We start from the raw sequence: 23670 nt of genomic DNA on the forward strand, positions 1-23670 counted from the left end.
CCCTACGGGCGGGCACCGACACGCAGCCGGACGGCTCAGGCGCGGAGGATCGAGTCGCCGTCGACGGTGATCTCGACCGCCGCCAGGGCCGCGGTGGCCGGCCCCGACGTCGGCGAGCCGTCCTCCAGGGAGAACCGGCTGGCGTGGCAGGGGCACGGGATCTCGCCGTCGCTGCTCGTCTCCACGAGGCAGCCCTGGTGGGTGCACACGGCCGAGAAGGCCTTGAAGTCGCCCTCCGTCGGCTGGGTCACGACGACCTTGGCGCCGGCGACCACGAGGCAGCCGCCGACGGGGACGTCGGCCGCACTGGCGAGCGCCTCGCCGCCCCCGCTCTGGGTCTCGGTGCCGTCGGAGGTGGGCTCGGGGCTCGGCTCCGAGGTCTCGGACCCGGCGGCATCGGACGCCGCGGAGTCGTCCGAGCAGGCAGCCAGGACAGGGACGCCGACCGCGATGGCAGCGGTACCGGACAGGGCGCGACGTCGGTTGATGGCGGTCATGGGCAGACCCTAGCCAGCCGACCTGTGAGGAACCTGACAGCTCAGGCCTTCTTGGCGGTGGCCTTCTTGGCGGTGGCCTTCTTGGCGGTCTTCCGGGTCGCCTTGCGGGCCGGCGCGGAGGTCGCGGCCACCGCCTTCTGGCGGCGCGGTGCTCCGGGCTGCTTCGCACCACGACCCTCGAGGATGGGGGCGAGGAACGAGCCCGTGTGGCTCTCGGCGACGCCCGCCACCTCCTCGGGAGTGCCCTCGGCGACGACCATGCCGCCGCGCGACCCGCCCTCCGGGCCCATGTCGATGAGCCAGTCGGCGGTCTTGATGACGTCGAGGTTGTGCTCGATCACGAGCACGGTGTTGCCCTTGTCGACCAGGCCGGACAGCACGTGCAGGAGCTTGCGGATGTCCTCGAAGTGCAGGCCGGTGGTCGGCTCGTCGAGGACGTAGACCGTGCGGCCGGTGGACCGCTTCTGCAGCTCGCTGGCGAGCTTGACGCGCTGCGCCTCGCCACCGGAGAGCGTGGTGGCGGGTTGGCCGAGGCGGACGTAGCCGAGGCCGACCTCCTGGAGCGTGTTCATGTGGCGCGCGATCGCCGGCACCGCGGCGAAGAAGTCGGCGGCCTCCTCGATCGGCATGTCGAGGACCTCGGCGATCGTCTTGCCCTTGTAGTGGACCTCGAGCGTCTCGCGGTTGTAGCGGGCTCCGTGGCACACCTCGCACGGGACGTAGACGTCCGGGAGGAAGTTCATCTCGATCTTGATCGTGCCGTCACCGGAGCAGGCCTCGCAGCGGCCACCCTTGACGTTGAACGAGAACCGGCCCTGGAGGTAGCCGCGCATCTTGGCCTCCGGGGTGGAGGCGAAGAGCTTGCGGACGTGGTCGAAGACGCCGGTGTAGGTCGCGGGGTTGGAGCGCGGGGTGCGTCCGATCGGCGACTGGTCGACGTGGATGACCTTGTCGACGTGCTCGAGGCCGGTGATCTTGGTGTGCCGGCCCGGGACGGTGCGGGCGTTGTAGATCTGCTTGGCGAGCGAGGTGTAGAGGATGTCGTTGACCAGCGTCGACTTGCCCGAGCCGGACACGCCCGTGACCGCGGTGAAGACGCCGAGCGGGAAGCTGACGTCGACGTCCTGGAGGTTGTGCTCCCGCGCGCCGTGCACCTTGAGCTCGCGACCGACGGTGCGCGGGCGGCGCACCGCGGGGACGGGGATCTCGCGGCGACCGCTGAGGTACTGGCCCGTCATCGAGTCGGGGTGCGCCAGCAAGTCCTCGACCGAGCCCGAGTGGACGACCTGGCCGCCGTGCTCACCGGCGCCGGGGCCGATGTCGACGACCCAGTCGGCGACCCGGACCGTGTCCTCGTCGTGCTCGACGACGATCAGGGTGTTACCGAGGTCCTTCAGGCGGAGCAGCGTCTCGATCAGGCGGTGGTTGTCGCGCTGGTGCAGTCCGATCGACGGCTCGTCGAGGACGTAGAGGACACCCACGAGGCCGGCACCGATCTGGGTGGCCAGCCGGATCCGCTGTGCCTCGCCGCCGGAGAGCGACCCGCTCGGCCGGTCGAGGGAGAGGTAGTCGAGGCCGACGTCGAGCAGGAACTGCAGGCGCTCCTGGATCTCCTTCAGCACCCGCTCGCCGATCTGGCGCTCGCGCACGGACAGGTCGACGGTGCGGAGGTAGTGGGCGGCCTCGTTGATCGGCAGCGCGCAGACCTCGGCGATGTTCTTGCCGCCCTGGTCGCGGGCACCGAGGGTGACCGACACCGAGACCGGCTTGAGCCGGGAGCCGTGGCAGGTCGGGCACGGCACCTCGCGCATGAAGCCCTCGAACCGCTCGCGGCTCGTGTCGGACTCGGCCTCGCGGTGGCGGCGCTCGACATAGGGGCGTACGCCCTCGAACGCGGCGTAGTAGGCGCGCTGGCGGCCGTAGCGGTTCTTGGTGACCACGTGGACCTTGGTCTTGTGGCCCTCGAGGAGCGACGTACGCGCCTTGGGGGTCAGCTGGTCCCACGGGGTGTTGAGGTCAAAGCCGAGCTCCTCGCCGAGCGCGTTGACGAGGCGGAGGAAGTAGTCGGCGACGTGGGCCCCGCTCCACGGCGCGATCGCACCCTCGCCGAGGGTGGCGCCGGGGTCGGGCACGACCAGCTCGGGGTCGACCTCCATGCGGGTGCCGAGGCCCGAGCAGGCCGGGCACGCGCCGAAGGGCGAGTTGAAGGAGAACGAGCGCGGCTCGAGGTCGTCGGTGTCGATGGTGTGGTCGTTGGGGCACGCCATCTTCTCCGAGAACTTCATCTCGCGCCCGGGGTCCTTGGCGTCGAGGTCGACGAAGTCGAACACGACCAGCCCGCCGGCGAGGCCGAGCGCGGTCTCGACCGAGTCGGTCAGCCGGCGCTTGGACGACTCCTTGACGGCGAGCCGGTCGACCACCACCTCGATGGTGTGCTTGAGCTTCTTGTCGAGCGTCGGCGGCTCGTCGAGCGTGTGCGTCTGGCCGTCGACGCGGGCCCGGCTGAAGCCCTGCTGCTGGAGCTGGCGGAACAGCTCGACGTACTCGCCCTTGCGGCCGCGGATCACCGGGGCGAGCACCTGGAAGCGCCGCCCCTCCTCGAGCCCGAGGATGCGGTCGACGATCTGCTGCGGCGTCTGCCGCTCGATCGGGGCGCCGCACGTCGGGCAGTGCGCGCGGCCGGCGCGGGCGTAGAGCAGGCGCAGGTAGTCGTAGACCTCGGTGATGGTGCCGACCGTGGAGCGCGGGTTCTTGGAGGTGGACTTCTGGTCGATCGACACGGCGGGCGAGAGGCCCTCGATGAAGTCGACGTCGGGCTTGTCCATCTGGCCGAGGAACTGGCGCGCGTAGGCCGAGAGCGACTCGACGTAGCGGCGCTGGCCCTCGGCGAAGATCGTGTCGAAGGCCAGGCTGGACTTGCCGGACCCGGACAGGCCCGTGAAGACGATGAGCGAGTCACGCGGGAGGTCGAGGGAGACGTCCTTGAGGTTGTGCTCCCGGGCGCCCCGGATGATGAGCTGGTCGGCCACAGTGGTCCTCGGTGAGATGGCATCGGCGGAGTCGAACACATGTTCGCCTCGATCGTGTGTCGCGGTCAAGGCGACGCACCGCTCCACACTATGACCCACCACCGACAACGGGCCCATCCGTCACCCTCGGGGGTGGACGTGGAGAAGTGGCACGATGGGTGCCGTGAGCGATGCAGCGGGCCGCGCGCCCGACCTTCTCCCGGCCGCCGACCAGGCGCTCGTACGCACCGTCGACGGGCTCGACGACGGTGCCTGGGCCGCGCCGTCCCTGCTCCCCGGCTGGTCCCGGGCGCACGTCGTGGCGCACCTCGCCCTCAACGCCGAGGGGCTGGCGGGAGTGCTGCACGGCGCCCACCTCGGCCGGCCGCAGCCGATGTACGCCTCCCCGGAGGCGCGCGACGCCGACATCGCCGAGCTCGCCGGGGTGGGGCCGGCGGCGCTCCGGGAGCGGTTCCTGGCCTCGACAGCCACGTTCTCCGAGGCGCTGGCCGCGATGCACGCCAGCGACTGGGCCGGGCGGTTCGAGCGGACCCCCGGCGGACCGGACTTCGCGCTGGCCAACGTCGCGCTGATGCGGGTGCGCGAGGTCGAGATCCACCACGCCGACCTCGACGCCGGCTACACGGCTTACGACTGGTCGGAGGGCTTCCGCACGCTCCTGCTGGACTCGATGACGAAGCGGCCCTACCCCGCGCCGTTCGTCGTACGCCCCACCGACCTCGACGGCACCTGGGAGTACGGCGAGGGTGGGGGCGGCCCAGTGGTCACGGGTCCGTCCGCGGCCGCCGCCTGGTGGCTCACCGGCCGCGGCACCGGCGAGGGCCTCACGTCCGACACGACCGAGCTCCCGGAGGTGGAGACATGGTGACCGACACCTACACCGGGGACGTCTCCCCCGGCGGCGACGCCGACGTACGCCGCCTGGGCTGCCTGACGTTGACCAAGGTCGCCGTCGACCCGGAGATGTCCAACAACTGCTACGTGCTGCACTGCAGCGACACCGACGAGGTGGTCCTGGTCGACGCCGCGGCCGAGCCGGAGCGCCTGCTCGAGCTCGTCGGCGACCGGACACTGACCGCGATCGTCACCACCCACCAGCACTGGGACCACCACCGCGGACTGGCGGCGGTCAAGGCTGCGCACCCCGACGCCGTCGTGGTGGCGGGCGCTCCCGACGCCGACGCGATCGAGGAGCAGACCGGCGTCACGGTCGAGCGGCGCGTGGGCGAGGGCGACACGGTGGCGGTGGGGACCTGCGACCTCGCGGTCGTCCCGGTCGCCGGCCACACCCCCGGGTCGATCTGCCTGGTCCTCGAGGACGAGAAGGTGGGGCCGACCCCGCACCTGTTCACCGGCGACTGCCTGTTCCCCGGCGGCGTCGGGGCGACCTTCGGCGACGCCGCCAAGTTCTCCCAGCTGATCGACGAGGTGGAGTCGAAGCTCTTCGGCCGACTGCCGGACGAGACGTGGTTCTACCCCGGCCACGGCAACGACGGCGTTCTCGGCGACGAGCGCCCGCACCTCGGGGAGTGGCGCGAGCGCGGCTGGTAGGCCGTGGCAGGCTGGGTGCATGAGCACGCGCGAGCTGACCCTGGCCGACTTCGAGCAGACCGTGAGCGGCGACGGCATCGTCCTCGTCGACTTCTGGGCTGCCTGGTGCGGTCCGTGCCGCCAGTTCGCCCCGGTCTTCGAGAAGGCGTCGGAGGACAACCCCGACATCGTGTTCGGCAAGGTCGACACCGAGGCCGAGCAGCAGCTGGCCCAGATGGCGGCGATCAGCTCGATCCCCACGCTGATGCTCTTCCGCGACGGGGTCCTGCTCTTCAACCAGGCTGGCGCGCTGCCGCCGCAGGCGCTCTCCGACGTCATCGCCCAGGCCCGCGCGCTCGACATGGACGCCGTGCGCCAGGAGGTGCAGGCCGCGCAGGAGGCCGCCGCCAACGGCCCGCAGGACGAGGTCGGTCTCGACGACTTCGCCGCCGCGCACAGCCAGGGGGCGTACGTCGTCGACGTCCGTGAGGCCGACGAGGTGGCCGGCGGCCGGGTGCCGGGCGCGGTCCACATCCCGATGCACGAGGTGCCCGGCCGGATCGCCGAGCTGCCCCAGGACGAGCCGGTCTTCGTGATCTGCCAGGTCGGTGGCCGCAGTCGTCAGGTGGTCGACCACCTGCGGGCACAGGGCATCGCGGCGATCAACGTCGCCGGCGGGACCGGCGGGTGGGCCCAGCGCGGCTGGCCGCTCGAGGCCTGACCCGCGCCCCGAGTCAGAGCATCCGGCGCAGGACCGCCGGTCGCAGGTTGGTGCACAGGTGTGCCGCCAGGGCCACGAAGAACGCGATGTGCGCGCCGACGTGCAACGGCACCCAGGCGTCGACGGCCGTGGCGACGAGCACGATCCCGGTGAGCGGCACGACCACGAGCAGCGCCATCAGGGCGTGCTCGGTCCGGGTCGCGAGCCGTCGCTGCCCGGCGGACAGGTGCTCCGACCACGGCGGCAGGCCGGCGACGCGGCGCCACAGGGGCCGTACGACTCCCAGCGAGAGCACGGCCAGGCCCAGCAGGAGGTGCACCTCGGCCAGGTCGAACCCGCCGCCCAGCAGGTCGTAGGAGTCGGCGCGCGCCTCGCACGCGTCCTCGAGCCGGTCGAGGCGCTCCTCCTCGGCATCACTGGTGTCGCCGCCGCTGCGGTCCTCGCCCGGGGGGTCGCACCCGTCGTCGAGGTCGAGGTTGTAGCCGACCACGAGCTGGGCGGAGACCGCGAGCACGGTCAGCCAGTGCAGGACCTTCTGCGACGCGCGGTAGCCCGCTCGGGGCGCCGGTGCGGGCACCCGAGGATGCTACGCGCAGTTCCGGACGCCGCTGAGGGCGTAGTCGCCGCCGAGGTTGGACGTGGTCACGCCGGTCCGCTGGTTGGTGGCCGAGTAGCGCAGCGTCAGGTTGAACTGGCTCGGGCTGGAGGCGGTGCAGAAGACGAAGTTGATGAGGTTCGAGGTCGCCGTCACCTGGAACGTCTGGGGGCTGGTCTGCGCCAGGAAGCTGGTCCCGTCGACGACGAGCTGGGTGAACTGGATCGTCCACGTGTCGCTCGGCTGGACCGTCAGGTTGAGCGAGAACTTGTAGCCCTGGCAGTTGGGGCCGTTGGGGCCGCCCGGCTGCTTGCAGACCGTGAACGCGCCGGGGCCCGGCACGACGGGGGTGTCGGTCGACGCGGCGAAGGCCGGGGCCGTCGAGGCGACTGCGACGACGGGAATGGTCCACGCGGCTCCGCGCACGATCGTCCGGCGGTTGTACTGGGACATGCTCGAACCCCCACGGTCCTCGGAAGGCGCCATCCCCACGATGGCTCCGAGCTCGAACGTACGGGCCCCCAGACTCCGCCACACACGGACACGCCTTTCTTGAGGATTCCTTCGATTTTCCTTGGCAAATCACACGCTGCTGGTCTGGACCAGTTGCCACCCCGTGCCCGATCCGGCGTGCGCCGGCCGTGGGATAGCCTCGCCGCGTGCTCATCAGCGACTCGCGCAAGGTGCTCTTCGTCCACGTCCCCAAGACCGGCGGGGTGTCGGTCGAGGAGACGGTGAAGGAGGCCTGCCCCGACGCCCGCAAGGCGCGCGTCCCGATCGGCCGGCACGCCACGCTGGGCAAGATCATCAAGACCGAGCCGCAGGTCATCGACTACTGGACGTTCGGCTTCGTGCGCAACCCGTGGGCGCGGATGGTCTCCTGGTACTCGATGATCTCGGCGTGGGACCGCCGCCACGGTCCGCGGAGCGGCAAGCCGCAGGACGTCAAGCACGGCTCGATGCGTGACGGCAACGCCATGTGGCGCGCCGCGGCCGCGTACTCCGGCTTCGACGAGTTCGTGATGCGCGGCACCGAGGAGCTGCCCCGCGTCGGCACCCCGCAGATCACCTACCTCCGCGCGCCCAAGCACGGCCGCGAGGTGGACTTCGTCGGCCGCACCGAGAACTTCGTCGAGGACCTCCAGCGGGTGCAGGTGCAGCTGGGGCTCGAGCCCTCGACACCGGTGCACAAGAACAAGTCCAAGCACGGGACCTACCACGACTACTACACCGACGAGACGCGGCAGCGGATCGCCGAGGTCTACGCCGAGGACATCGAGATCTTCGGCTACACCTACGACTGAAGCGGGTTCTCCAGCGGCGTGCCCCGCGCGCCCGACCACTCCCCCGTGGCCTCCAGCCGTCGCCAGATCTCGTACTCCGGCGCGAAGTGGGCGGCCAGCGCCTCGCGCGTCGCGAACGCGAGCTCTCCGCGCTCGGCGTCGGAGGCGTTGCGCCGCTGGACGTCGAGTGGCGCCCCGACGCGGTCGCCGAACCACGCCGTCCAGACCTCGGGGTGCGCGACGCTGAAGATCCGGTCGACGCCGATCGCGCCCTGGGCGTGGACGAACCGGGCCGGCCTGCCCCTCGGTACGGGCGCGTCCCCGTCACCGGCGAGGTAGCGCAGGGCGAACTCCTCGAAGGTCATGTCTGCCGTCGACTGCCGGCTGTCCTCGCGCGCCCGGTAGCGCCACCACGACTCGAGCCAGTCGATCGGCTCGCGGAACATCGTGACGAGCTCGTACGACTCACGCGGGTGCCCCTGCGCCGCCAGCTCGGGGGCCTTGGTGTGGACGAACCCGCGTGCCGGCAGGTGCTTCTGGCCCGGCGGGGACCCGACGACCTCCGTGGCGTACGGCGCGAGCGCGCGCTCGAGGCTGGTGCTGGCGGTCTTCGGCATCGCGAGCAGCACGAAGTCGCGTCCGGGCCCGAGCTCGAGGAACGTCATCACGCGCCCGATCATCCCGCACGGGCCGCGCCGGGCCGCGCCCGGCTCGGCGCGGCCCGGCGGGTCAGGCGGCGCGGTACTGGTTCCAGGCGTCGCTCATCCGCGCGACCTGGCCTGCGGTGAACTGGTACATGCAGGAGTCCTGCGTGTAGTCCATGTAGTTGTGGATCGGGTCCGCACCGGGTGAGGCGCACGTGTCGGCGCCGACCGGGCAGTCGAACTGCGGACCGGCCTCGGCCGGGGTGTCGGCGACCTGGTCGCCCTTGCCGTTGCAGCCGCCCTGGAACGTGTGGTACAGGGCCAACCAGTGGCCGACCTCGTGGGTCAGCGTGTCGCCCAGCGCGTACTTGCCGGCGGTGCCGCCCGGCATCGACTCGTCGAGGATCACCACGCCGTCGTTGGTGCTGAGCTTCCTCGTCGGGAACGTGGCCCAGCCGAGGAGGTCGTCGCCGATGCTGGCGGTCCAGATGTTGAGGGTCTCCTTGCCGCCCCGGCGGGTCGCGGCCTTCATCTCCCGCTCGACGCCGCCCGGCGTGACGGTGTACCAGGCGTCGTCGACCGGGTAGGTGAAACCGGCGAGCTCGAAGCGGAACGGCGTCGCCGCGGAGGCCTGGGTGCCCGTACGGCCCGTGTAGGCCTCGTTGAGGACGTCGAGCTGCGCCGTCGCGAGCCGGGTGAGGCGGTCGCGGTCGGCCTGGGTCGCGGTCGTCGGGGTGACGATGTGGAACCAGGTCGGCACCGTCACCGACCCCGCGCCGAGGGTGGAGGCGTTGTCGAGGGTCAGGTACTGCTCGCCGGTGCCGGCGAAGGGCTTCGGCTCGTTGGCCTTCGTGCCCTTGCGCACGCGCGCGTTGGCGGCGGCGTCGCCGTGCTCGTCGGAGTGGCCGTCGGCGCACTCGGCGGCCTTCGGGGAGATCGCCACGGCGGTGGCCGGGATCGCGGCGGTGGCCGACAGCGTGGTGGCGACGAGCGCCATCGAGCCGGCCACGACGAGACCACGCAGGGAACGGGAGTGCTGCATCCGAGATGTCCTGTCTGTGTGAGATCGGGGACAGCAACCTAGCCGGGCGGTCAGCAAGAAGGACAGGTCCGCACCACGATCTCGTGGACACGCTCTTCCGGTCAGGCGCCCCGGCTGCGAGATTTCCGTCTCGTGGACGCACTCGAGACCTGGACCCGCAGCGAGCACACCGCCGACGTCGCCGGTCGCCCGACGACGCACCCCGTCTGGCGCAAGGGCGTCGGCCCCGGCGTCGTCGTGATCCACGAGCTGCCGGGGCTGACGGCCGGGGTGATCAGGTTCGGGGAGGAGCTTGTCGCGGCCGGTCACACGGTCCTCCTGCCACACCTGTTCGGCCCGGTCGGGCGTGAGTTCAGCAACCTCGACGTCGCCCGTGTGTTCCCGCGGATCTGCGTCAGCCGCGAGCTCACCAAGCTCGCCCGGGGCGTCACGACGCCGGTCGCCGGCTGGCTGCGGTCGCTGGCGCGCGACCTCCACGCCGAGCTCGGCGGACCCGGCGTGGGTGCGCTCGGCATGTGCTTCACCGGTGGCTTCGCGCTGGCGATGATGGTGGACGACGCCACCGTGGCCCCGGTGCTGTGCCAGCCCGCCGTGCCGTTCATCGGGCTGCCCGGGCGGGCCGCCGACCTCAACCTGTCCCCCGCCGACGCGGAGGCCGTACGCCGGCGTGCTGCCGACGGCTGCTCCGTCCTGGGCATCCGCTACGCCTCGGACCCGTCGGTCGGGACCCGCTTCGACACGCTGGCGTCCCTGATCGGTGACGCCTTCATCCGCGTCGAGCTCGACGGGCGGGGCCACTCCACCGTGACCGAGCACCGCTCGCAGGTCGCCGTCGACACGGTGCTGGAGTTCTTCGGGGAGCGGCTGCGGTAGCCCTGCCGTACCGACGAGTAGGTTGGGCACGTGAGCTTCCTGAGCCGTCAGACCGTGATCGCCGCCCTCACCGCCAACGCCCTGCGGCCGCCACGCCACCAGCGGGCCGGGGTGCCGTCCTTCGCCGCGGGCTGGCTCTTCGGCGAGACGGCCCCCCAGATGCTCGCCTTGACGGCGCTCGACGCGGCCGCACACCTGACGAAGGGCCGCCGGCGCGGCGTACGCGCCAAGGCGGGCCTCGCGCTCGCCGGGGCCAGCGCGCTCGGCCTGGCCCACATGGTCCGGCAGAGCCTCCGGGCGAAGGACTGCTTCGAGGACGCGCTCGTCGAGGGGCTCGGCGTCGACGACGTCGAGCAGCTCGACGAGGTGCCCACCCCTGCCGACCTCGCAACGCCCTGGCGGCGGCTGGCCCGGCCGTTCAACTTCGCCGACGACTCCGTTCGGGTCATCAGCAACCTGCCCTACACCGAGGCCGGACGTCGCGGGCACCTCGACATCTACCTCCCCGCTGGCGAGGACGCCATCGAGGACGCCCCGGTGCTCCTGCAGGTCCACGGCGGCGCGTGGTCGCTCGGCGCCAAGGAGCACCAGGGCCGGCCCCTGATGAACCAGATGGCCGCCAAGGGCTGGGTGTGCGTCGCGATCAACTACCGCCTGTCCCCGCGCGACGCGTGGCCCGCCCACGTCGTCGACGTCAAGCGCGCCATCGCGTGGGTCAAGGACAACATCGCCGACTACGGCGGCGATCCCGACTACGTCACCATCACCGGTGGCTCCGCGGGCGGGCACCTCGCCGCGCTCGCGGCGCTGACGCCGGGCGACCCGGACTTCCAGCCGGGGTTCGAGGACGCCGACACCAGCGTGCAGGCGGCCGTGCCGTTCTACGGCGTCTACGACTTCGCCGGCTCGACCGGCCTGTCCAACGCCATCGGGATGCGCGACGCGTTCCTCGGCCCGCGCATCATGCAGACGACGTGGGCCGACTCCCCCGACGTCTACGAGGCGGCGTCGCCGATCCTGCGCATCACGCCCGACGCCCCCGACTTCTTCGTCATCCACGGCGAGCTCGACACGCTCGTGTCGGTCGACCAGGCCCGGCTGTTCGTCGCCGAGCTGCGGCGCACATCGAAGGCCTCCGTGGTCTACGCGGAGCTGCCGGGCGCCCAGCACGCGTTCGACGTCTTCCACTCGATCCGCAGCGCGTACGCCGTGCGCGCGGTCGACCGCTACCTGACCTGGCACTGGACCACCTGGCGTCACGGCCTGGAGGCCGACAGCGGCGTCGATCCCGAGGGGATCGAGATGCTGGACGACGCCGACCGGGACGCCGGCTGACCCGTGCCGGACCCGTCGATGCCCACCCACCTGTCCGCGGACCTGCTCGCGCACGCCCGCGCCGCCAAGGGCTTCATGCCCGAGGACGAGGGCGAGCTGCTGCACCGGTGGGCCCGCGTACGCCTCCCGCACGGGCCGGCCCTCGAGGTCGGCACCTACTGCGGCAAGTCGGCGATCTGGCTCGGAGGCGCAGCGCGCGAGGTCGGCGGCACCGTCTTCACCGTCGACCACCACCGCGGCTCCGAGGAGAACCAGGCCGGCTGGGAGCACCACGACGAGACCCTCGTGGACCCCGCGCTGGGCCTGATGGACACGCTCCCGACCTTCCGCCGCACCATCCACGCCGCCGGGCTGGAGGAGCAGGTCGTCGCGGTCGTCGGCCGCTCGGAGACCGTGGGTGCGTGGTGGCGCACCCCGCTGTCGCTGCTGTTCATCGACGGCGGGCACGGCGTCGAGCCCGCGCGCGCCGACTTCCGCACCTGGCCGCGCTGGGTGGAGGCCGACGGCGTGCTGGTCGTCCACGACGTCTTCCCCGACCCCGCCGACGGCGGTCGTCCGCCCTACGAGGACATCTACCTCCCGGCGCTGGCCAGCGGCGCCTTCAGCGAGGTGGAGGTGGTCGGGTCGATGCGGGTGCTACGCCGTACGTCCGGCGACGCCGGCGACCCGGTCTGAGCACCCGCACTCGAGCGCCAGGTCGGACGGGCGCAGGTCCGCGAAGTCGGCGGCCAGGGTCGTGCCGCGCATGATGTCCGAGCCCGGCGTGCTGTCGGTGAGCGCGTCGACGGCGAGGATCACGGCGGCCGCGGTGTAGGTGGTCTGCTCCACCGGCCAGTTCACGCCCTCCTCGCCCGGCACCGTGGGGAAGACGTAGCCGGTCCAGTAGGACCCGTCGTCCGTACGCAGGTGCTGCATGTCGGCGAGCAGCCGGCGGGCACGCTCCCGGTCGCCGATCGCCTCGAGCGCGAGCGCCAGCTCGCACGTCTCCGCGCCGGTCACCCACGGGTTGGTCGACACGCAGCGGATCCCGAGACCGGGCTCGACGAACGTGTCCCACCGCTGGGCGAGCAGCTCGACGGCGGCCTCGCCGCGGACCGCGCCGCCGAGGACGGGGTAGTACCAGTCCATCGAGAAGGTCGACTTGTCCAGGAACCGGTCGCGGTGCTCGCGCAGCGCGTGGCCGAGCCGGCCGCCGGCCAGCTCCCACTCGACCTGCGGCTCCCCCACCAGCTCCGCCAGCGCGACGCCGGCCCGCAGCGAGTGGTAGATGCTGGAGGACCCGGCGAGCAGGGCCTGCTCGTTGACGGCCGCGGGCCGGCCCGCCGCCCACTCCTGCGACCAGGCGACGCCCCCGAACGGCAGCTGGAGCGACACCACGAAGTCGAGCGCGCGCCGGACGGTCGGCCACATCAGCCGGACGAACGCCTCGTCGCGCGCGACCAGCCAGTGGTGCCACGTGGCGACCGCGACGTAGGCCGACATGTTGGTCTCGCCGGAGTGGTCCTCGACCTCGCCGACGACGATCTTCATCGGCCACGAACCATCGGACCGCTGCGTCTCCCGGGCCCAGGCGAAGGCCCGCTCGGCGGCCTCCCGCCGACCGCCGACCATCAGCGCCATGGCCGCCTCGAGGTGGTTCCAGACGTCGGTGTGCTCGCCGGGTGTCCACGGGATGGCGCCCGACGGCTCCTGCATCGCGACGATCGTCGCGGCCGTCTGCTCGACCTGGGCCGGGGTGAGGACGTGCGTCATGCCGGCTTGCGGAAGTAGAGCACCATGCTCTTCCCGATGAGCGGGTCGAGCACCTTGCCGGCGTACTGGAGCGCCTTGGGGTTCTCCATGATCTCCCAGACCAGGAGCTTGTGGTACGCCTTGGCGAGCGGGTGCTCGTCGTTGGTGACGCCGACCGCGCACTTGATCCACCAGTAGGGCGTGTGGAGGCCGTGGGCGTGGTCCTTGCCGGTGAACACCATCGCGTCGCCGGGCGTGCCGTCGTTGGAGCGTCCGGCCTTCGTGACCTTGTCGACGAGCTCCTCGGCCGTGTAGATGCGGACGTGCCCGCCCTCGGCGTTGTGGTAGTCGTCGGAGAGCTTCCAGTTGACGATCTCGGGCAGCCACCGGGGCACGGAGACCGCGAGCGTGCCGCCCGGGCGGAGCACGCGGACCAGCTCCTTGATGGCGTCGACGTCGGCGTGGATGTGCTCGAGGACCTCGGCGGCGACGATGCGGTCGAACTCGCCGTCGGCGAACGGCAGCGCCAGCGCGTCGCCCTCCTTGACGTCGGCCTCGGCGCCCTCGGGAACCTCGCCCGCCTCCCGCATCGCGGCGAACCACTCGCGCACGGTCGCGAGCTCGTCGGCGTCCTGGTCGAAGGCGACGACGTCGGCGCCGCGCTTGTACATCTCGAAGGCGTGCCGACCCGCGCCGCAGCCCATGTCGAGGACGCGGTCGCCCGGGCGCAGCCCGAGCCGGTCGAAGTCAACGGTCAGCACGGTGGCTCTCCTCCTGCGCTCGCGGACCCCGCTCCTCGGCGAAGTCGGCGATGGTCACCTCGTAGGCGGCGGCGGTGGCCTCGGCCACGGCACGCCAGCTGAACATCTCCTCGACGCGCGCCCGCCCCGCGGCACCCATGGCCGTACGCCGCTGCGGGTCGTCGAGCAGCGCTGCGAGCGCCTGCTCCAGCTCGCCGACGTCACCGGGCGTGACCAGGTCGGCGCACTCGCCGTCGGGGCCGACGACCTCGGGGATCGCGCCCGCACGCGACACCACCAGCGGGGTCGCGCACGCCATCAGCTCGGCGGTCGGCAGCGAGAAGCCCTCGTAGAGCGACGGCACGCAGGCGACCTCGGCGGAGCCCATGACCTCGACGAGCTCGGCGTCACTGACACCATTGACGAAGCTGACCTTGTCCTCGATGCCCAGCTGGTCGATGAGCTTCTCGGTGCGACCGCCCGGCTCGGGGCGGGTGACGAGCACGAGCGAGACATCGCGCTCGACGGCGAGCTTCGCGAACGCCTCCAGCAGGGTGGCGATGCCCTTCATCGGCGCGTCGGCGCTGGCCATCGCCAGGATCCGGCCCGGCACGCGCGGCGCGGTCGGCGGCGCGAAGACGTCGTCCACCCCCAGCAGGATCGTCTGCATCCGCGCAGGGTCGACGCCGAAGTCCCGGGCGACGTCGCGCGTCGAGGACTCGGACGGCGTGAGCACCTTGCGGTAGCGCTTGGCGACCCCGGTCTGCATGCGGAGGAAGCCGTACCACCGGCGCAGCGTCATCCGCTTGCGCCAGGTCGGTGCCGTCTGGAGGTCGATGCGACGGTCCATGGTGATGGGGTGGTGGATGGTCGCCACCACGGGCAGGCCGTAGGCCTCGAGCGCGAGGATGCCGGGCGCCAGGACCTGGTTGTCGTGGGCGATGTCGAAGTCACCGGCGCGGTCCTTCATCAGCCGCGCGATGCGCGAGCCGAACGTCTTGGGCTCCGGGAAGCCCGCCGCGCACATCGTGAGGAACTCCTCGACGTCGATGAGGTCGCGGAACTCACGCAGGTGCGGCACCCGGAACGGGTCGGGCTCGCGGTAGAGGTCCAGGCTCGGCACCTTGGTCAGCCGCACGCCCTCGTCGAGGTCCGGGTAGGGCTGGCCGGAGAACACCTCGACCTCGTGCCCGAGGCGTACGAGCTCGCGGCTCAGGTGGCGGATGTAGACGCCCTGTCCGCCGCAGTGGGGCTTGCTGCGGTAGGACAGCATGGCGATGCGCACTCTGGTCTGCCTTTCGGTGGCGCTCGATGAGCCCCCATTATGCCTACTGGTCGGTAGCGCCCGACCGCGCGGCTCTCACGCCTCGCTCGAGTGACCGGGGAAGACGTGGGCGGTCGGGTCCAGGACCACTGCGGCGTTGTTGACCGCGGTCGCGGCCTCGCCGAACCCCACGGCGATCAGGCGGACCTTGCCGGGGTAGTCGGTGATGTCGCCCGCGGCGAACACGCGCGAGAGGTTGGTCCGCATCGAGGAGTCGACGACCACGTGCCGCTTCTGGGTCTCGAGGCCCCACTGCTGGATCGCGCCGAGGTCGGCGACGAAGCCGAGCGCCGCGACGAGGGCCTGGGCCTTGCGCAGCTGCGGCTCCTGGCCGTCGACGCTGATCTCGACCTCCTCGAGGTGCCCGTCGCCGCGCAGCTCGGTGACCTGGGCGTTGGTGATGATCTCCACGCTCGAGTCCTTGACGGCCGCCACGGTGCGCTCGTGGGCGCGGAACGCGTCGCGACGGTGCACCAGCGTCACCGACGCGGCGATCGGCTCGAGGTGCTGGGCCCAGTCGAACGCGCTGTCCCCTCCCCCGACGACGACCACGTCCTTGCCTGCGTAGGGCGCGAAGCTGGGCACGAAGAACTCCATCCCGCGACCCACCCATCCCTCGCCGGCCGGCAGCGGGCGAGGACTGAACTTGCCGATGCCCGAGGTGATCAGCACGGCCCCGGCCGTGACCCGGGTGCCGTCGTCGAGGGTGACCACGACCTCGTCGTCACCGTGCTCGAGCGTGGTGGCGGTGCGGTCCAGCAGGTACGTCGGGTCGGCCGTCGCGGCCTGCGCGACGAGCCCCTCCACGAGGTCGCGCCCCTTGATGCTGGGGAATCCAGCGACGTCGAGGATCGCCTTCTCGGGGTACATGGCCGTGATCTGGCCACCCAGCTCGGGCAGCGAGTCGACCACGGCCACGCGCAGGCCACGGAAGCCGGCGTAGTAGGCGGCGAACAGGCCGGTCGGGCCGGCTCCGATGATCAGCAGGTCGGTCCTCACGTCGTCCACGTCGCGGATCCTTCCGGTCGGGAGGTCCGCCGACAAGGGCCGGTCCGCGGCTGCCGCCTGTGTGTCACAGGGCGTCGAGCTCGCTGAGCCGCCACTCCCCGCCCTCGCGTCGCAGCGTGACGAGGACGCGGTCGAGGTCGAGGGTCGGCTCCTCCAGGTCGTCGCCCGAGGTGCGCTGGTTGACGAAGACGAGCACGCGCGCGTGCGTCGCCGAGGCAGTGACGAGCGCGGTGTCGACGACCTCGGCGGACACCACCGTGTGGTCGCGCTGGCTCGAGGTGGCCACGCCAGCCATCGTCCGGTCGTAGCGGTCCTGCATCGCCGCCGTCATCAGCGCCCTCGCCGCGGCCTTGTCCTCGGCGAGGGTCTCCCAGGAGTAGCCGTACGCCGCGGCTGCACCCTCAGCGGCCCGCTCGCGCACGGCGTCCTTCACGGCGGCTGAGACCACGGACACGTCGGGGTCGTCGGCACTGCTGATCGCCGCCCCCGGCCCGGGTCCGGGGTCCCTCAGCACCCAGACGAGCGCGACGGCGGCCGCGCACACCAGCACCGCGAGGGCCGTGATCCATCTCCTGCTCGTCACCACGGCCCGCTCACCGCACGAACTGGAGGTTGTCGGTCAGCCACCGGTCGCCCTCGCGGACGAGCTCGAGCCGCAGGCGGTAGTAGCGGACCTGTCCCTCGCCCCTCGTACCGGTGTTGGACACGGTGCTGTTGGCCGCGACCAGGACCGTCGCGGAGTCCTCGTCCTGGTCACCCACGCCGAGCGCGACGACCTCGGGCACCGAGGTGGCCTCGGTCCGGACGGCCTCGCGGACCAGCGTCTCGCGCTGCGCCGCGTACTGCTCGGCGAACTCGCCGGTCGCGCCCGCGAGCACGGCGTCGACCAGCCGTTCCATGTCCTCGTGGTCGACGGTGAGGAAGGCCAGCGCCTCGGCGCGGGCCGCGGCTGCGGCGTCCTGCTGCGCAGCAGTCAGCTCGGTGTCGACGGCGTCGCGGGAGGTGACGACGAGCCCGATCGCGACGAGCAGGCCGACCAGCACGACGGTGAGTCCGCCTGCCGCCCAGTTCCGTGCTCGTACGCCCACGCGGCGAACCTAGCCCAACGGAGCGGCGCCGTGCGGGTGATCGGCGCGTCCCTAGACTGCGTCATCGTGAGCCGACCGCTGCGCTACCTCGTCGAGCACCCCTCCGCGATGTTGCTGGGCGCGCAGCTGCTGCAGGTGCTCCTGTGGCCGTTCCTCGACGACTCCGTGGTGGGTCGCGCGGGCCTCGGTGGCATCGGGATGCTGGCCGTCGCCGCGGCTGTCCTGGCGGTCCGACGCACCCCCATGGCGAGCCGGGTGATCCTGCTGCTCGGCGCGCCGGCCATGGTGCTGACGTTGATCGAGCCCGTGTTCGCCGATGAGGACGTCGTCGTGCTGCTCTCCGGCGTGCTGCACACGCCGTTCTACTTCTACGTGTCCTACGCGATGCTGCGTTACCTCCTCCACGACGACAAGGTCACGACCGACGAGTACTTCGCCACCGGTGCTGCGTTCACCGTGGTCGCGTGGGGCTTCGCGTACCTCTTCTCCTGCGTCCAGGTCGTGTGGCCGGGCTCGTTCAGCAGCGGCAGCGGCGCCGTCGACCAGACCTGGTTCGAGCTGCTCTACCTGTCGTTCTCGATCCTGACGAGCGTCGGGCTCTCGGACATCGTCGCCGTGGGCGCCCAGGCGCGGTCGGTGGTGATGGTCGAGATGATGACCGGCGTGTTCTACATCGCGATGGTCGTGGCACGCATGGTCGGCCTGACCATCCTGCGCCAGCGCTGACCCGGACGCCGACGTCAGGCCTCGTCCTCCTCGTCGTCCAGGAGGCCCTCCTGCTCGGCCTCCCGCACGATGCGGCGTACGTTCTCGATGCTGCCGCAGCCGGCGTCGAGCTGCTTGTTGCGCTCGGTGGCGAAGGCCACTCCCAGCTCGGCGCGCACCTGCTCGCCGACCTCCTCCCGAGCGGGGTTGAGGATCGTCAGCTCCTCCTCGGTGAGGTGGTGGTTGAGCGCGGTCGCGAGCTCCTCCACGGCGTCGTCGAACGCCTGGGTGTCGGTGCCCTTGAGCTCCAGCACCTTGAGCATGGCCTCATGGCCCTCGGCGTGCTCCTCCTCGCCGTGCTCGGCCTCGTGCTCGGTGATCGCGTCCTTGCGCCGCAGCTTGGGGTAGACGTGCTGCTCCTCCGCCTCGGCGTGCGCGACGTGGAGGGCGGCGAGCGCCTGCCGCACGGCGTCGCGGTCCGAGGAGCTGTCGCGCAGCTGGCGCATCAGTGACTCGAAGCGGCGGTGGTCCTCGAGGATGAGGTCGATGACGTCGCCGGAGACCGGCCTGCCCAGGTCGATGGGGGTGCTCATGGTGGCGACGCTAGCGAGCGCCCCCGACGGGGACCAGCGCCCACCTCCGGATGGGTGGGCATGCCTATGCTGGCGACGTGTCGGAGATCGAGGTGTGGCGACAGTTCGACCACGACCCGCGCAACCCGGCGAACCGGACGATCCGGGCCTCGGACCGCGATCGCGCCGTGATCGAGACCGTCCTCGGCGAGGCGTTCGCAGAGGGACGCCTCACCCGCACCGAGTACGACGAGCGCACCGACGCCGCGCTCGCCAGCCGCATGCTCGGGGACCTCGTGCCACTCGTCGAGGACCTTCCTGTCGCCCGCGCGCCTCGTACGGACATCCCGCGGGCCGCCGCGAAGGCGTACGCCCACCAGCGCCGTCAGGCCACGTGGGGGTTCCTGTCGGCGTCCTTGATCTGCTGGGTCATCTGGTTGGCGTCGAGCCTCGGCGGCGACGGCTTCGACGGTGGGTTCCCGTGGCCCCTCTTCGTCATGCTGGGCACCGGCCTGAACGCAGGTCGGGTGGTCTGGCAGAAGGACGAGATCATCGAGGCAGAGACGCGGCGACTGGAGAAGCGCGAGCGCACCCGGATCCGGAGGCACGAGGACTGAGCGCTGTCGCTCACTTGGTCGCTTCCATCATCTGGCGGAGCTCCTTCTTGAGGTCGTTGACCTCGTCGCGCAGGCGGGCGGCCACCTCGAACTGCAGCTCGGCGGCGGCCGTCTTCATCTGGTCGGTGAGCTCCTGGATGAGCTCGGCCAGGTCGCTGCTCGGGATGCCGGCGGTGTCGGGAGCCTCCTGGTGGATCCTGGACAGCGCCGGGGTCGGGGACTTGCCCGCCTTCACGCCACCTGCCCGACCCTTCTGGCCGACGTCGGCCCAGGTCTTGAGCAGCTCCTGGGTGGTCTCGTCCTCGCGGGCGAGCATCTCGGTGATGTCGGCGATCTTCTTGCGGAGCGGCTGCGGGTCGATGCCGCGCTCGGTGTTGTAGGCGACCTGGATCGCGCGGCGACGGTTGGTCTCCTCGATCGCGTTCTCCATCGAGGGCGTGATCTTGTCGGCGTACATGTGGACCTGGCCGGACACGTTGCGAGCGGCACGGCCGATGGTCTGGATCAGCGACTTGTCGGAGCGCAGGAAGCCCTCCTTGTCGGCGTCGAGGATCGCGACCAGCGACACCTCGGGCAGGTCGAGGCCCTCACGGAGCAGGTTGATGCCGACGAGGACGTCGTACTCCCCGAGCCGCAGGTCGCGCAGCAGCTCGATGCGCTTGAGGGTGTCGACCTCGGAGTGGAGGTAGCGGGTGCGGATGCCGGCGTCGAGGAGGTAGTCGGTGAGGTCCTCCGACATCTTCTTGGTCAGCGTGGTGACCAGCACGCGCTCGCCCTTGTCGGAGCGCTCGCGGATCTCGTGGATCAGGTCGTCGATCTGGCCCTTGGTCGGCTTGACCACGACCTCGGGGTCCACCAGGCCGGTCGGGCGGATGATCTGCTGGACGGCGTTGTCGACCCCGCCGACCCGGTCGAGCTCGTAGTTGCCCGGGGTGGCCGACAGGTAGATGGTCTGGCCGATCCGGTCGACGAACTCCTCCCACCGCAGGGGCCGGTTGTCCATCGCGCTGGGCAGGCGGAAGCCGTGGTCGACGAGGTTGCGCTTGCGCGACATGTCGCCTTCGTACATGCCTCCGATCTGCGGCACGGCGACGTGGGACTCGTCGATGACGAGCACGAAGTCCTCGGGGAAGTAGTCGAGGAGGGTGTTGGGGGCACTGCCGCGGGTGCGGCCGTCCATGTGCATCGAGTAGTTCTCGATGCCCGAGCACGAGCCGACCTGGCGCATCATCTCGATGTCGTAGGTGGTGCGCATCCGCAGGCGCTGGGCCTCGAGGAGCTTGCCCTGCTTCTCGAAGGTGGCGAGCTGGTCGTCGAGCTCGAGCTCGATGCCCTTGATGGCCCGCTCCATGCGCTCCGGGCCCGCGACGTAGTGGGTGGCGGGGAAGACGTGCAGCTCGGTGTCGTCGGAGACCACCTCGCCGGTGATCGGGTGCAGCGTCATCAGCCGCTCGACCTCGTCGCCGAAGAACTCGACGCGGATCGCGAGCTCCTCGTAGACGGGGAAGATCTCGAGGGTGTCGCCCCGGACCCGGAAGGTGCCGCGGGTGAAGGACATGTCGTTGCGGGTGTACTGGATCTCGACGAGCCGGCGCAGCACGGAGTCGCGGTCGTGCTCCTCGCCGACCTTGAGCCGCAGCATCCGGTCGACGTACTCCTGGGGCGTGCCGAGGCCGTAGATGCAGGACACCGTCGACACCACGATCGTGTCGCGGCGGGTCAGGAGGCTGTTGGTGGCGCTGTGCCGCAGCCGCTCGACCTCCTCGTTGATGGAGGAGTCCTTCTCGATGTAGGTGTCGGTCTGGGGGACGTAGGCCTCGGGCTGGTAGTAGTCGTAGTAGGAGACGAAGTACTCGACCGCGTTGTCGGGGAAGAGCTGGCGCAGCTCGTTGGCGAACTGCGCGGCGAGGGTCTTGTTGGGCTGGAGCACGAGCACGGGCCGCTGGAGCTGCTCGGTCACCCAGGCGACCGTCGCGGTCTTGCCGGTGCCGGTCGCGCCGAGCAGCACGACGTCCTGCACGCCGGCGTTGACCCGCTCGACGATCTCCTCGATCGCGGCCGGCTGGTCGCCCGACGGCTGGTAGTCGGAGACCACCTTGAAGGGGGCCACCCGGCGCTGGAGATCGGTGACTGGACGCATGCGTCGAGCCTACGGGGAGGCACCGACAGTGACGTCATACGCTCGCGCGGTGCCACATCCCTCCCCGCCGCCCGACCACGTCCTCGACCTGTTCGCGGCCGAGGGCGTGCTGGAGCCGCTGCCCGGCGGCCAGGGGACGAGCTGGCGGGCCGGAGACCTGGTCCTGTCGCCCGGTCATGACGAGTCGGAGACGTGGCTGGCGCCGATCCAGGCCCGGCTGGCCGTACGTCTCGACGAGTCGTTGCCCCACTCGCTCCGGCTGGCGATGCCCGTCCCGGCCCGGGACGGAAACCTGACTGTGGACGGCTGGGCCGCCACCCGCTTCGAGCCGGGCACCACGCCGTGCCACGACCTGGCGACCCTGCGGGCCACGGCCCACCTGCTCCACGCACACCTCGCTACCTCGGTCCCCGAGCGGCCCGACGGGCTCGACGCCCGCACCGGCCGCTGGGCCGACGCGGAGCGACAGGCGTACGACGCCGACGCCGCGCAGCGTGCCGCAGCCGGGCGGCCCGAGGCCGGGCTCGCCGACCTCGTGCGCGCCCTGACCGCGGGCCTCGACAACACCGACCTCGGCCGCGAGCAGCTCGTCCACGGCGATCTCGCGGGCAACGTCCTGCTCGATGCGACCGGTGCCCCCTTCGTCATCGACCTCTCCCCCGCCTGGCGCTCCCCGCTGTGGGCGGAGGCGGTCTGCGTGCTGGACGCCGTGCTCTGGCTCGGTGCCCCGGTCGCCGCGCTGGACGAGTGGCGCCATGGCGTCCAGAGGGAGGCGATGCTGCGTGCCGCGCTCTTCCGGGTGCTGTCCGACCGCCCGTGCGACGTCGAGCGGTACGCCGCGCTCGGGCTGGCCTGATCAGCGCACGCGGTCGAGGGGATCACCAGCACCCGCCGCGTCGCGCCACGAGCTCGCTGGGTCCCGTGGCTAGATTGAGCGCGTGACCGTCGCCCGCACGCTGACCGCCCTGCGGCGCACCCTGCTCGGTCTCGTCGGGCTGCAGGTCGGCCTCGCGGTCGCGCTCTCGCTCATCGACTCCTACCGACGCCGGGGCAAGAAGCCGAAGCCCTTCCCCGTCAGCGGACCCGACACGGTGCCGGTGGGCGACGGGGAGATCACGACGTACACGTTCGGCCGCGACCTCTACGACGACATGCTCGCCGCGATCGACGGCGCGAAGAAGCAGATCCTCTTCGAGACCTACATCTGGAAGGGCGACGACATCGGGTGGAAGTTCAAGACCGCCCTGACCGCGGCCGCTGCCCGCGGCGTCGACGTGCACTGCGTCTACGATGGCTTCGCCAACATGGTGGTCTCCCCCGCGTTCAAGCGCTTCCCACCCTCCCTCAAGGTGCTGCGCTACCCCGTGTGGACGGCCGGCCTCCGGGTGTGGGACCTGCGCCGCTACGGCCGCAACCACCGCAAGATGCTCGTCGTGGACGAGGAGGTCGCCTTCCTCGGCGGCTACAACATCGGCTCGGCGTACGCCACCGAGTGGCGCGACACCCACGTGCGCATCACCGGCCCCGGGGTGTGGGACATGAAGCGGGCGTTCGCCGACTTCTGGAACCTCAACCGCCACCACCGGCTGCGCCGCAACGAGCGACCGCTGCTCCTCGAGACGGCGTCGGACTGGGACCCCCAGATCCGGGTGCACAAGAACGTCCCGCGCCAGTGGAACTTCCCGATCCGCAGCATGTACCTCGAGGCGATCAACCGCGCGAGCCGCAACATCTGGCTCACCACGGCGTACTTCCTGCCCGACCAGGACTTCGTCGACGCGCTGGCCGAGGCGGCACGGCGGGGAGTCGACGTACGGATCCTGTTGCCGCTGAAGTCCAACCACATCGTCGCCGACTGGATCTCGCGCGGCTACTACGGCCAGCTGCTCGGCGCCGGGGCGCGCATCCTGCGGTTCCGCGACGCGATGGTGCACGCCAAGACCGCGACCATCGACGGCAGCTGGTCGACGGTCGGCACCGCCAACATCGACCGGCTGAGCCTCCAGGGCAACTACGAGATCAACCTCGAGGTCATCGATCCGGCGTTCGCCGCGGTGATGGAGGAGGTCTTCCGCACCGACGAGTCCAACTGCCTGGAGCTGACCCTCGACGAGTGGGAGGCGCGCGACCTCAACCGGAAGTTCACCGAGAGCTTCCTGGCTCCGCTGCGGCCGCTGCTGTGAGTGCCCGGGAGCA

25 protein-coding genes are annotated in these 23670 nt (G+C 71.3%); 11 read left to right on the top strand and 14 right to left on the bottom strand.

Annotated features, from left to right (window positions below):
- Nucleotides 1-35: 35 nt before the first annotated feature.
- Together EXE59_RS19885 and uvrA are read right to left on the bottom strand one after the other, a co-directional pair.
- On the bottom strand, nucleotides 36-497 hold the full coding sequence (locus EXE59_RS19885; protein ID WP_135840446.1) for a Rieske (2Fe-2S) protein: 462 nt from the start codon (nucleotides 495-497) through the stop codon (nucleotides 36-38).
- Nucleotides 498-538: 41 nt separating this feature from the next.
- On the bottom strand, nucleotides 539-3526 hold the full coding sequence (uvrA, locus tag EXE59_RS19890; RefSeq protein ID WP_135840447.1) for an excinuclease ABC subunit UvrA: 2988 nt from the start codon (nucleotides 3524-3526) through the stop codon (nucleotides 539-541).
- Nucleotides 3527-3689: 163 nt separating this feature from the next.
- Between uvrA and EXE59_RS19895 the strand changes: the two genes are divergently transcribed.
- Genes EXE59_RS19895 through trxA form a run of 3 tightly spaced genes read left to right on the top strand, consistent with a single transcriptional unit; the run spans nucleotide 3690 to nucleotide 5777 of the window.
- Nucleotides 3690-4394 (top strand): maleylpyruvate isomerase family mycothiol-dependent enzyme, encoded by a 705-nt coding sequence (locus EXE59_RS19895; RefSeq protein ID WP_168218612.1) that lies wholly within the window; start codon nucleotides 3690-3692, stop codon nucleotides 4392-4394.
- On the top strand, nucleotides 4388-5077 hold the full coding sequence (locus EXE59_RS19900; RefSeq protein WP_135840449.1) for an MBL fold metallo-hydrolase: 690 nt from the start codon (nucleotides 4388-4390) through the stop codon (nucleotides 5075-5077). Before EXE59_RS19895 ends, EXE59_RS19900 begins: the two co-directional genes overlap by 7 nt.
- Nucleotides 5078-5096: 19 nt before the next feature.
- The gene (gene trxA / locus EXE59_RS25015) at nucleotides 5097-5777 is read left to right on the top strand and encodes a thioredoxin (RefSeq protein ID WP_135840450.1); all 681 of its coding nucleotides are present in this window, start codon (nucleotides 5097-5099) and stop codon (nucleotides 5775-5777) included.
- Nucleotides 5778-5790: 13 nt separating this feature from the next.
- Here trxA and EXE59_RS19910 read toward each other — a convergent pair whose 3' ends face one another.
- Nucleotides 5791-6354 (bottom strand): cytochrome b/b6 domain-containing protein, encoded by a 564-nt coding sequence (locus tag EXE59_RS19910; RefSeq protein WP_135840451.1) that lies wholly within the window; start codon nucleotides 6352-6354, stop codon nucleotides 5791-5793.
- Nucleotides 6355-6363: 9 nt separating this feature from the next.
- Nucleotides 6364-6825, bottom strand: coding sequence for a hypothetical protein (locus EXE59_RS19915; protein ID WP_135840452.1), 462 nt, complete (start codon nucleotides 6823-6825; stop codon nucleotides 6364-6366).
- A gap of 206 nt (nucleotides 6826-7031) precedes the next feature.
- Here EXE59_RS19915 and EXE59_RS19920 point away from each other — a divergent pair, with 206 nt between their 5' ends.
- Nucleotides 7032-7676 carry a sulfotransferase family 2 domain-containing protein gene (locus EXE59_RS19920; protein WP_135840453.1) on the top strand — a complete coding sequence of 215 codons (645 nt, stop codon included), beginning with the start codon at nucleotides 7032-7034 and terminating at the stop codon, nucleotides 7674-7676.
- On the opposite strand, the gene EXE59_RS19925 is transcribed toward EXE59_RS19920, so the two are convergent.
- Nucleotides 7667-8323, bottom strand: coding sequence for a sulfotransferase family protein (locus tag EXE59_RS19925; RefSeq protein WP_135840454.1), 657 nt, complete (start codon nucleotides 8321-8323; stop codon nucleotides 7667-7669). The genes EXE59_RS19920 and EXE59_RS19925 overlap by 10 nt on opposite strands.
- Before the next feature lie 61 nt (nucleotides 8324-8384).
- Nucleotides 8385-9341: a zinc metalloprotease gene (locus EXE59_RS19930; protein WP_210429078.1), complete on the bottom strand. Its 957-nt coding sequence runs from the start codon at nucleotides 9339-9341 to the stop codon at nucleotides 8385-8387.
- A gap of 132 nt (nucleotides 9342-9473) precedes the next feature.
- On the opposite strand from EXE59_RS19930, the gene EXE59_RS19935 reads away from it, so the two are divergent.
- From EXE59_RS19935 to EXE59_RS19945, 3 genes are read left to right on the top strand one after another with little or no spacing between them, the layout of a single operon-like run.
- Nucleotides 9474-10214: a dienelactone hydrolase family protein gene (locus EXE59_RS19935; protein WP_135840455.1), complete on the top strand. Its 741-nt coding sequence runs from the start codon at nucleotides 9474-9476 to the stop codon at nucleotides 10212-10214.
- 30 nt (nucleotides 10215-10244) lie between these two features.
- Nucleotides 10245-11549 (top strand): alpha/beta hydrolase, encoded by a 1305-nt coding sequence (locus EXE59_RS19940; RefSeq protein ID WP_135840456.1) that lies wholly within the window; start codon nucleotides 10245-10247, stop codon nucleotides 11547-11549.
- A gap of 18 nt (nucleotides 11550-11567) precedes the next feature.
- Nucleotides 11568-12224: a class I SAM-dependent methyltransferase gene (locus EXE59_RS19945; RefSeq protein WP_135840457.1), complete on the top strand. Its 657-nt coding sequence runs from the start codon at nucleotides 11568-11570 to the stop codon at nucleotides 12222-12224.
- Here EXE59_RS19945 and EXE59_RS19950 read toward each other — a convergent pair.
- The 6 genes from EXE59_RS19950 to EXE59_RS19975 form a co-directional block, all read right to left on the bottom strand.
- On the bottom strand, nucleotides 12186-13301 hold the full coding sequence (locus EXE59_RS19950; protein WP_135840458.1) for a prenyltransferase/squalene oxidase repeat-containing protein: 1116 nt from the start codon (nucleotides 13299-13301) through the stop codon (nucleotides 12186-12188). The genes EXE59_RS19945 and EXE59_RS19950 overlap by 39 nt on opposite strands.
- On the bottom strand, nucleotides 13298-14041 hold the full coding sequence (locus EXE59_RS19955; protein WP_135840459.1) for a class I SAM-dependent methyltransferase: 744 nt from the start codon (nucleotides 14039-14041) through the stop codon (nucleotides 13298-13300). The genes EXE59_RS19950 and EXE59_RS19955 overlap by 4 nt, the downstream gene beginning before the upstream one ends.
- Nucleotides 14028-15305: a glycosyltransferase family 4 protein gene (locus tag EXE59_RS19960; RefSeq protein ID WP_135840460.1), complete on the bottom strand. Its 1278-nt coding sequence runs from the start codon at nucleotides 15303-15305 to the stop codon at nucleotides 14028-14030. Before EXE59_RS19960 ends, EXE59_RS19955 begins: the two co-directional genes overlap by 14 nt.
- Nucleotides 15306-15380: 75 nt before the next feature.
- Nucleotides 15381-16352, bottom strand: a complete 972-nt coding sequence (locus EXE59_RS19965) for an NAD(P)/FAD-dependent oxidoreductase (protein ID WP_210429079.1) — start codon at nucleotides 16350-16352, stop codon at nucleotides 15381-15383.
- 64 nt (nucleotides 16353-16416) lie between these two features.
- A complete protein-coding gene (locus EXE59_RS19970; protein WP_135840461.1) occupies nucleotides 16417-16935 on the bottom strand; it encodes a hypothetical protein in 519 nt (172 codons plus the stop codon).
- 10 nt (nucleotides 16936-16945) lie between these two features.
- Nucleotides 16946-17440: a hypothetical protein gene (locus tag EXE59_RS19975; RefSeq protein ID WP_135840462.1), complete on the bottom strand. Its 495-nt coding sequence runs from the start codon at nucleotides 17438-17440 to the stop codon at nucleotides 16946-16948.
- Between the two features lie 66 nt (nucleotides 17441-17506).
- Here EXE59_RS19975 and EXE59_RS19980 point away from each other — a divergent pair, with 66 nt between their 5' ends.
- Nucleotides 17507-18166 (top strand): ion channel, encoded by a 660-nt coding sequence (locus tag EXE59_RS19980; protein ID WP_246056931.1) that lies wholly within the window; start codon nucleotides 17507-17509, stop codon nucleotides 18164-18166.
- A gap of 14 nt (nucleotides 18167-18180) precedes the next feature.
- On the opposite strand, the gene EXE59_RS19985 is transcribed toward EXE59_RS19980, so the two are convergent.
- Entirely contained in the window at nucleotides 18181-18738 is a 558-nt protein-coding gene (locus EXE59_RS19985) for a hemerythrin domain-containing protein (RefSeq protein WP_135840463.1), read from the bottom strand.
- A 77-nt stretch (nucleotides 18739-18815) separates the two neighbouring features.
- Between EXE59_RS19985 and EXE59_RS19990 the strand changes: the two genes are divergently transcribed.
- Nucleotides 18816-19334, top strand: a complete 519-nt coding sequence (locus EXE59_RS19990) for a DUF1707 SHOCT-like domain-containing protein (protein ID WP_168218613.1) — start codon at nucleotides 18816-18818, stop codon at nucleotides 19332-19334.
- Nucleotides 19335-19344: 10 nt separating this feature from the next.
- Here EXE59_RS19990 and uvrB read toward each other — a convergent pair whose 3' ends face one another.
- A complete protein-coding gene (gene uvrB / locus EXE59_RS19995; RefSeq protein ID WP_135840465.1) occupies nucleotides 19345-21474 on the bottom strand; it encodes an excinuclease ABC subunit UvrB in 2130 nt (709 codons plus the stop codon).
- 49 nt (nucleotides 21475-21523) lie between these two features.
- Between uvrB and EXE59_RS20000 the strand changes: the two genes are divergently transcribed.
- Nucleotides 21524-22330 carry an aminoglycoside phosphotransferase gene (locus EXE59_RS20000; RefSeq protein WP_135840466.1) on the top strand — a complete coding sequence of 269 codons (807 nt, stop codon included), beginning with the start codon at nucleotides 21524-21526 and terminating at the stop codon, nucleotides 22328-22330.
- 82 nt (nucleotides 22331-22412) lie between these two features.
- Nucleotides 22413-23657: a phospholipase D-like domain-containing protein gene (locus tag EXE59_RS20005; RefSeq protein WP_342777220.1), complete on the top strand. Its 1245-nt coding sequence runs from the start codon at nucleotides 22413-22415 to the stop codon at nucleotides 23655-23657.
- Nucleotides 23658-23670: the final 13 nt, after the last annotated feature.

The sequence above is a fragment of the Nocardioides eburneiflavus genome, assembly GCF_004785795.1.
In the GTDB taxonomy this organism is placed as follows: Bacteria; Actinomycetota; Actinomycetes; order Propionibacteriales; family Nocardioidaceae; genus Nocardioides; species Nocardioides eburneiflavus.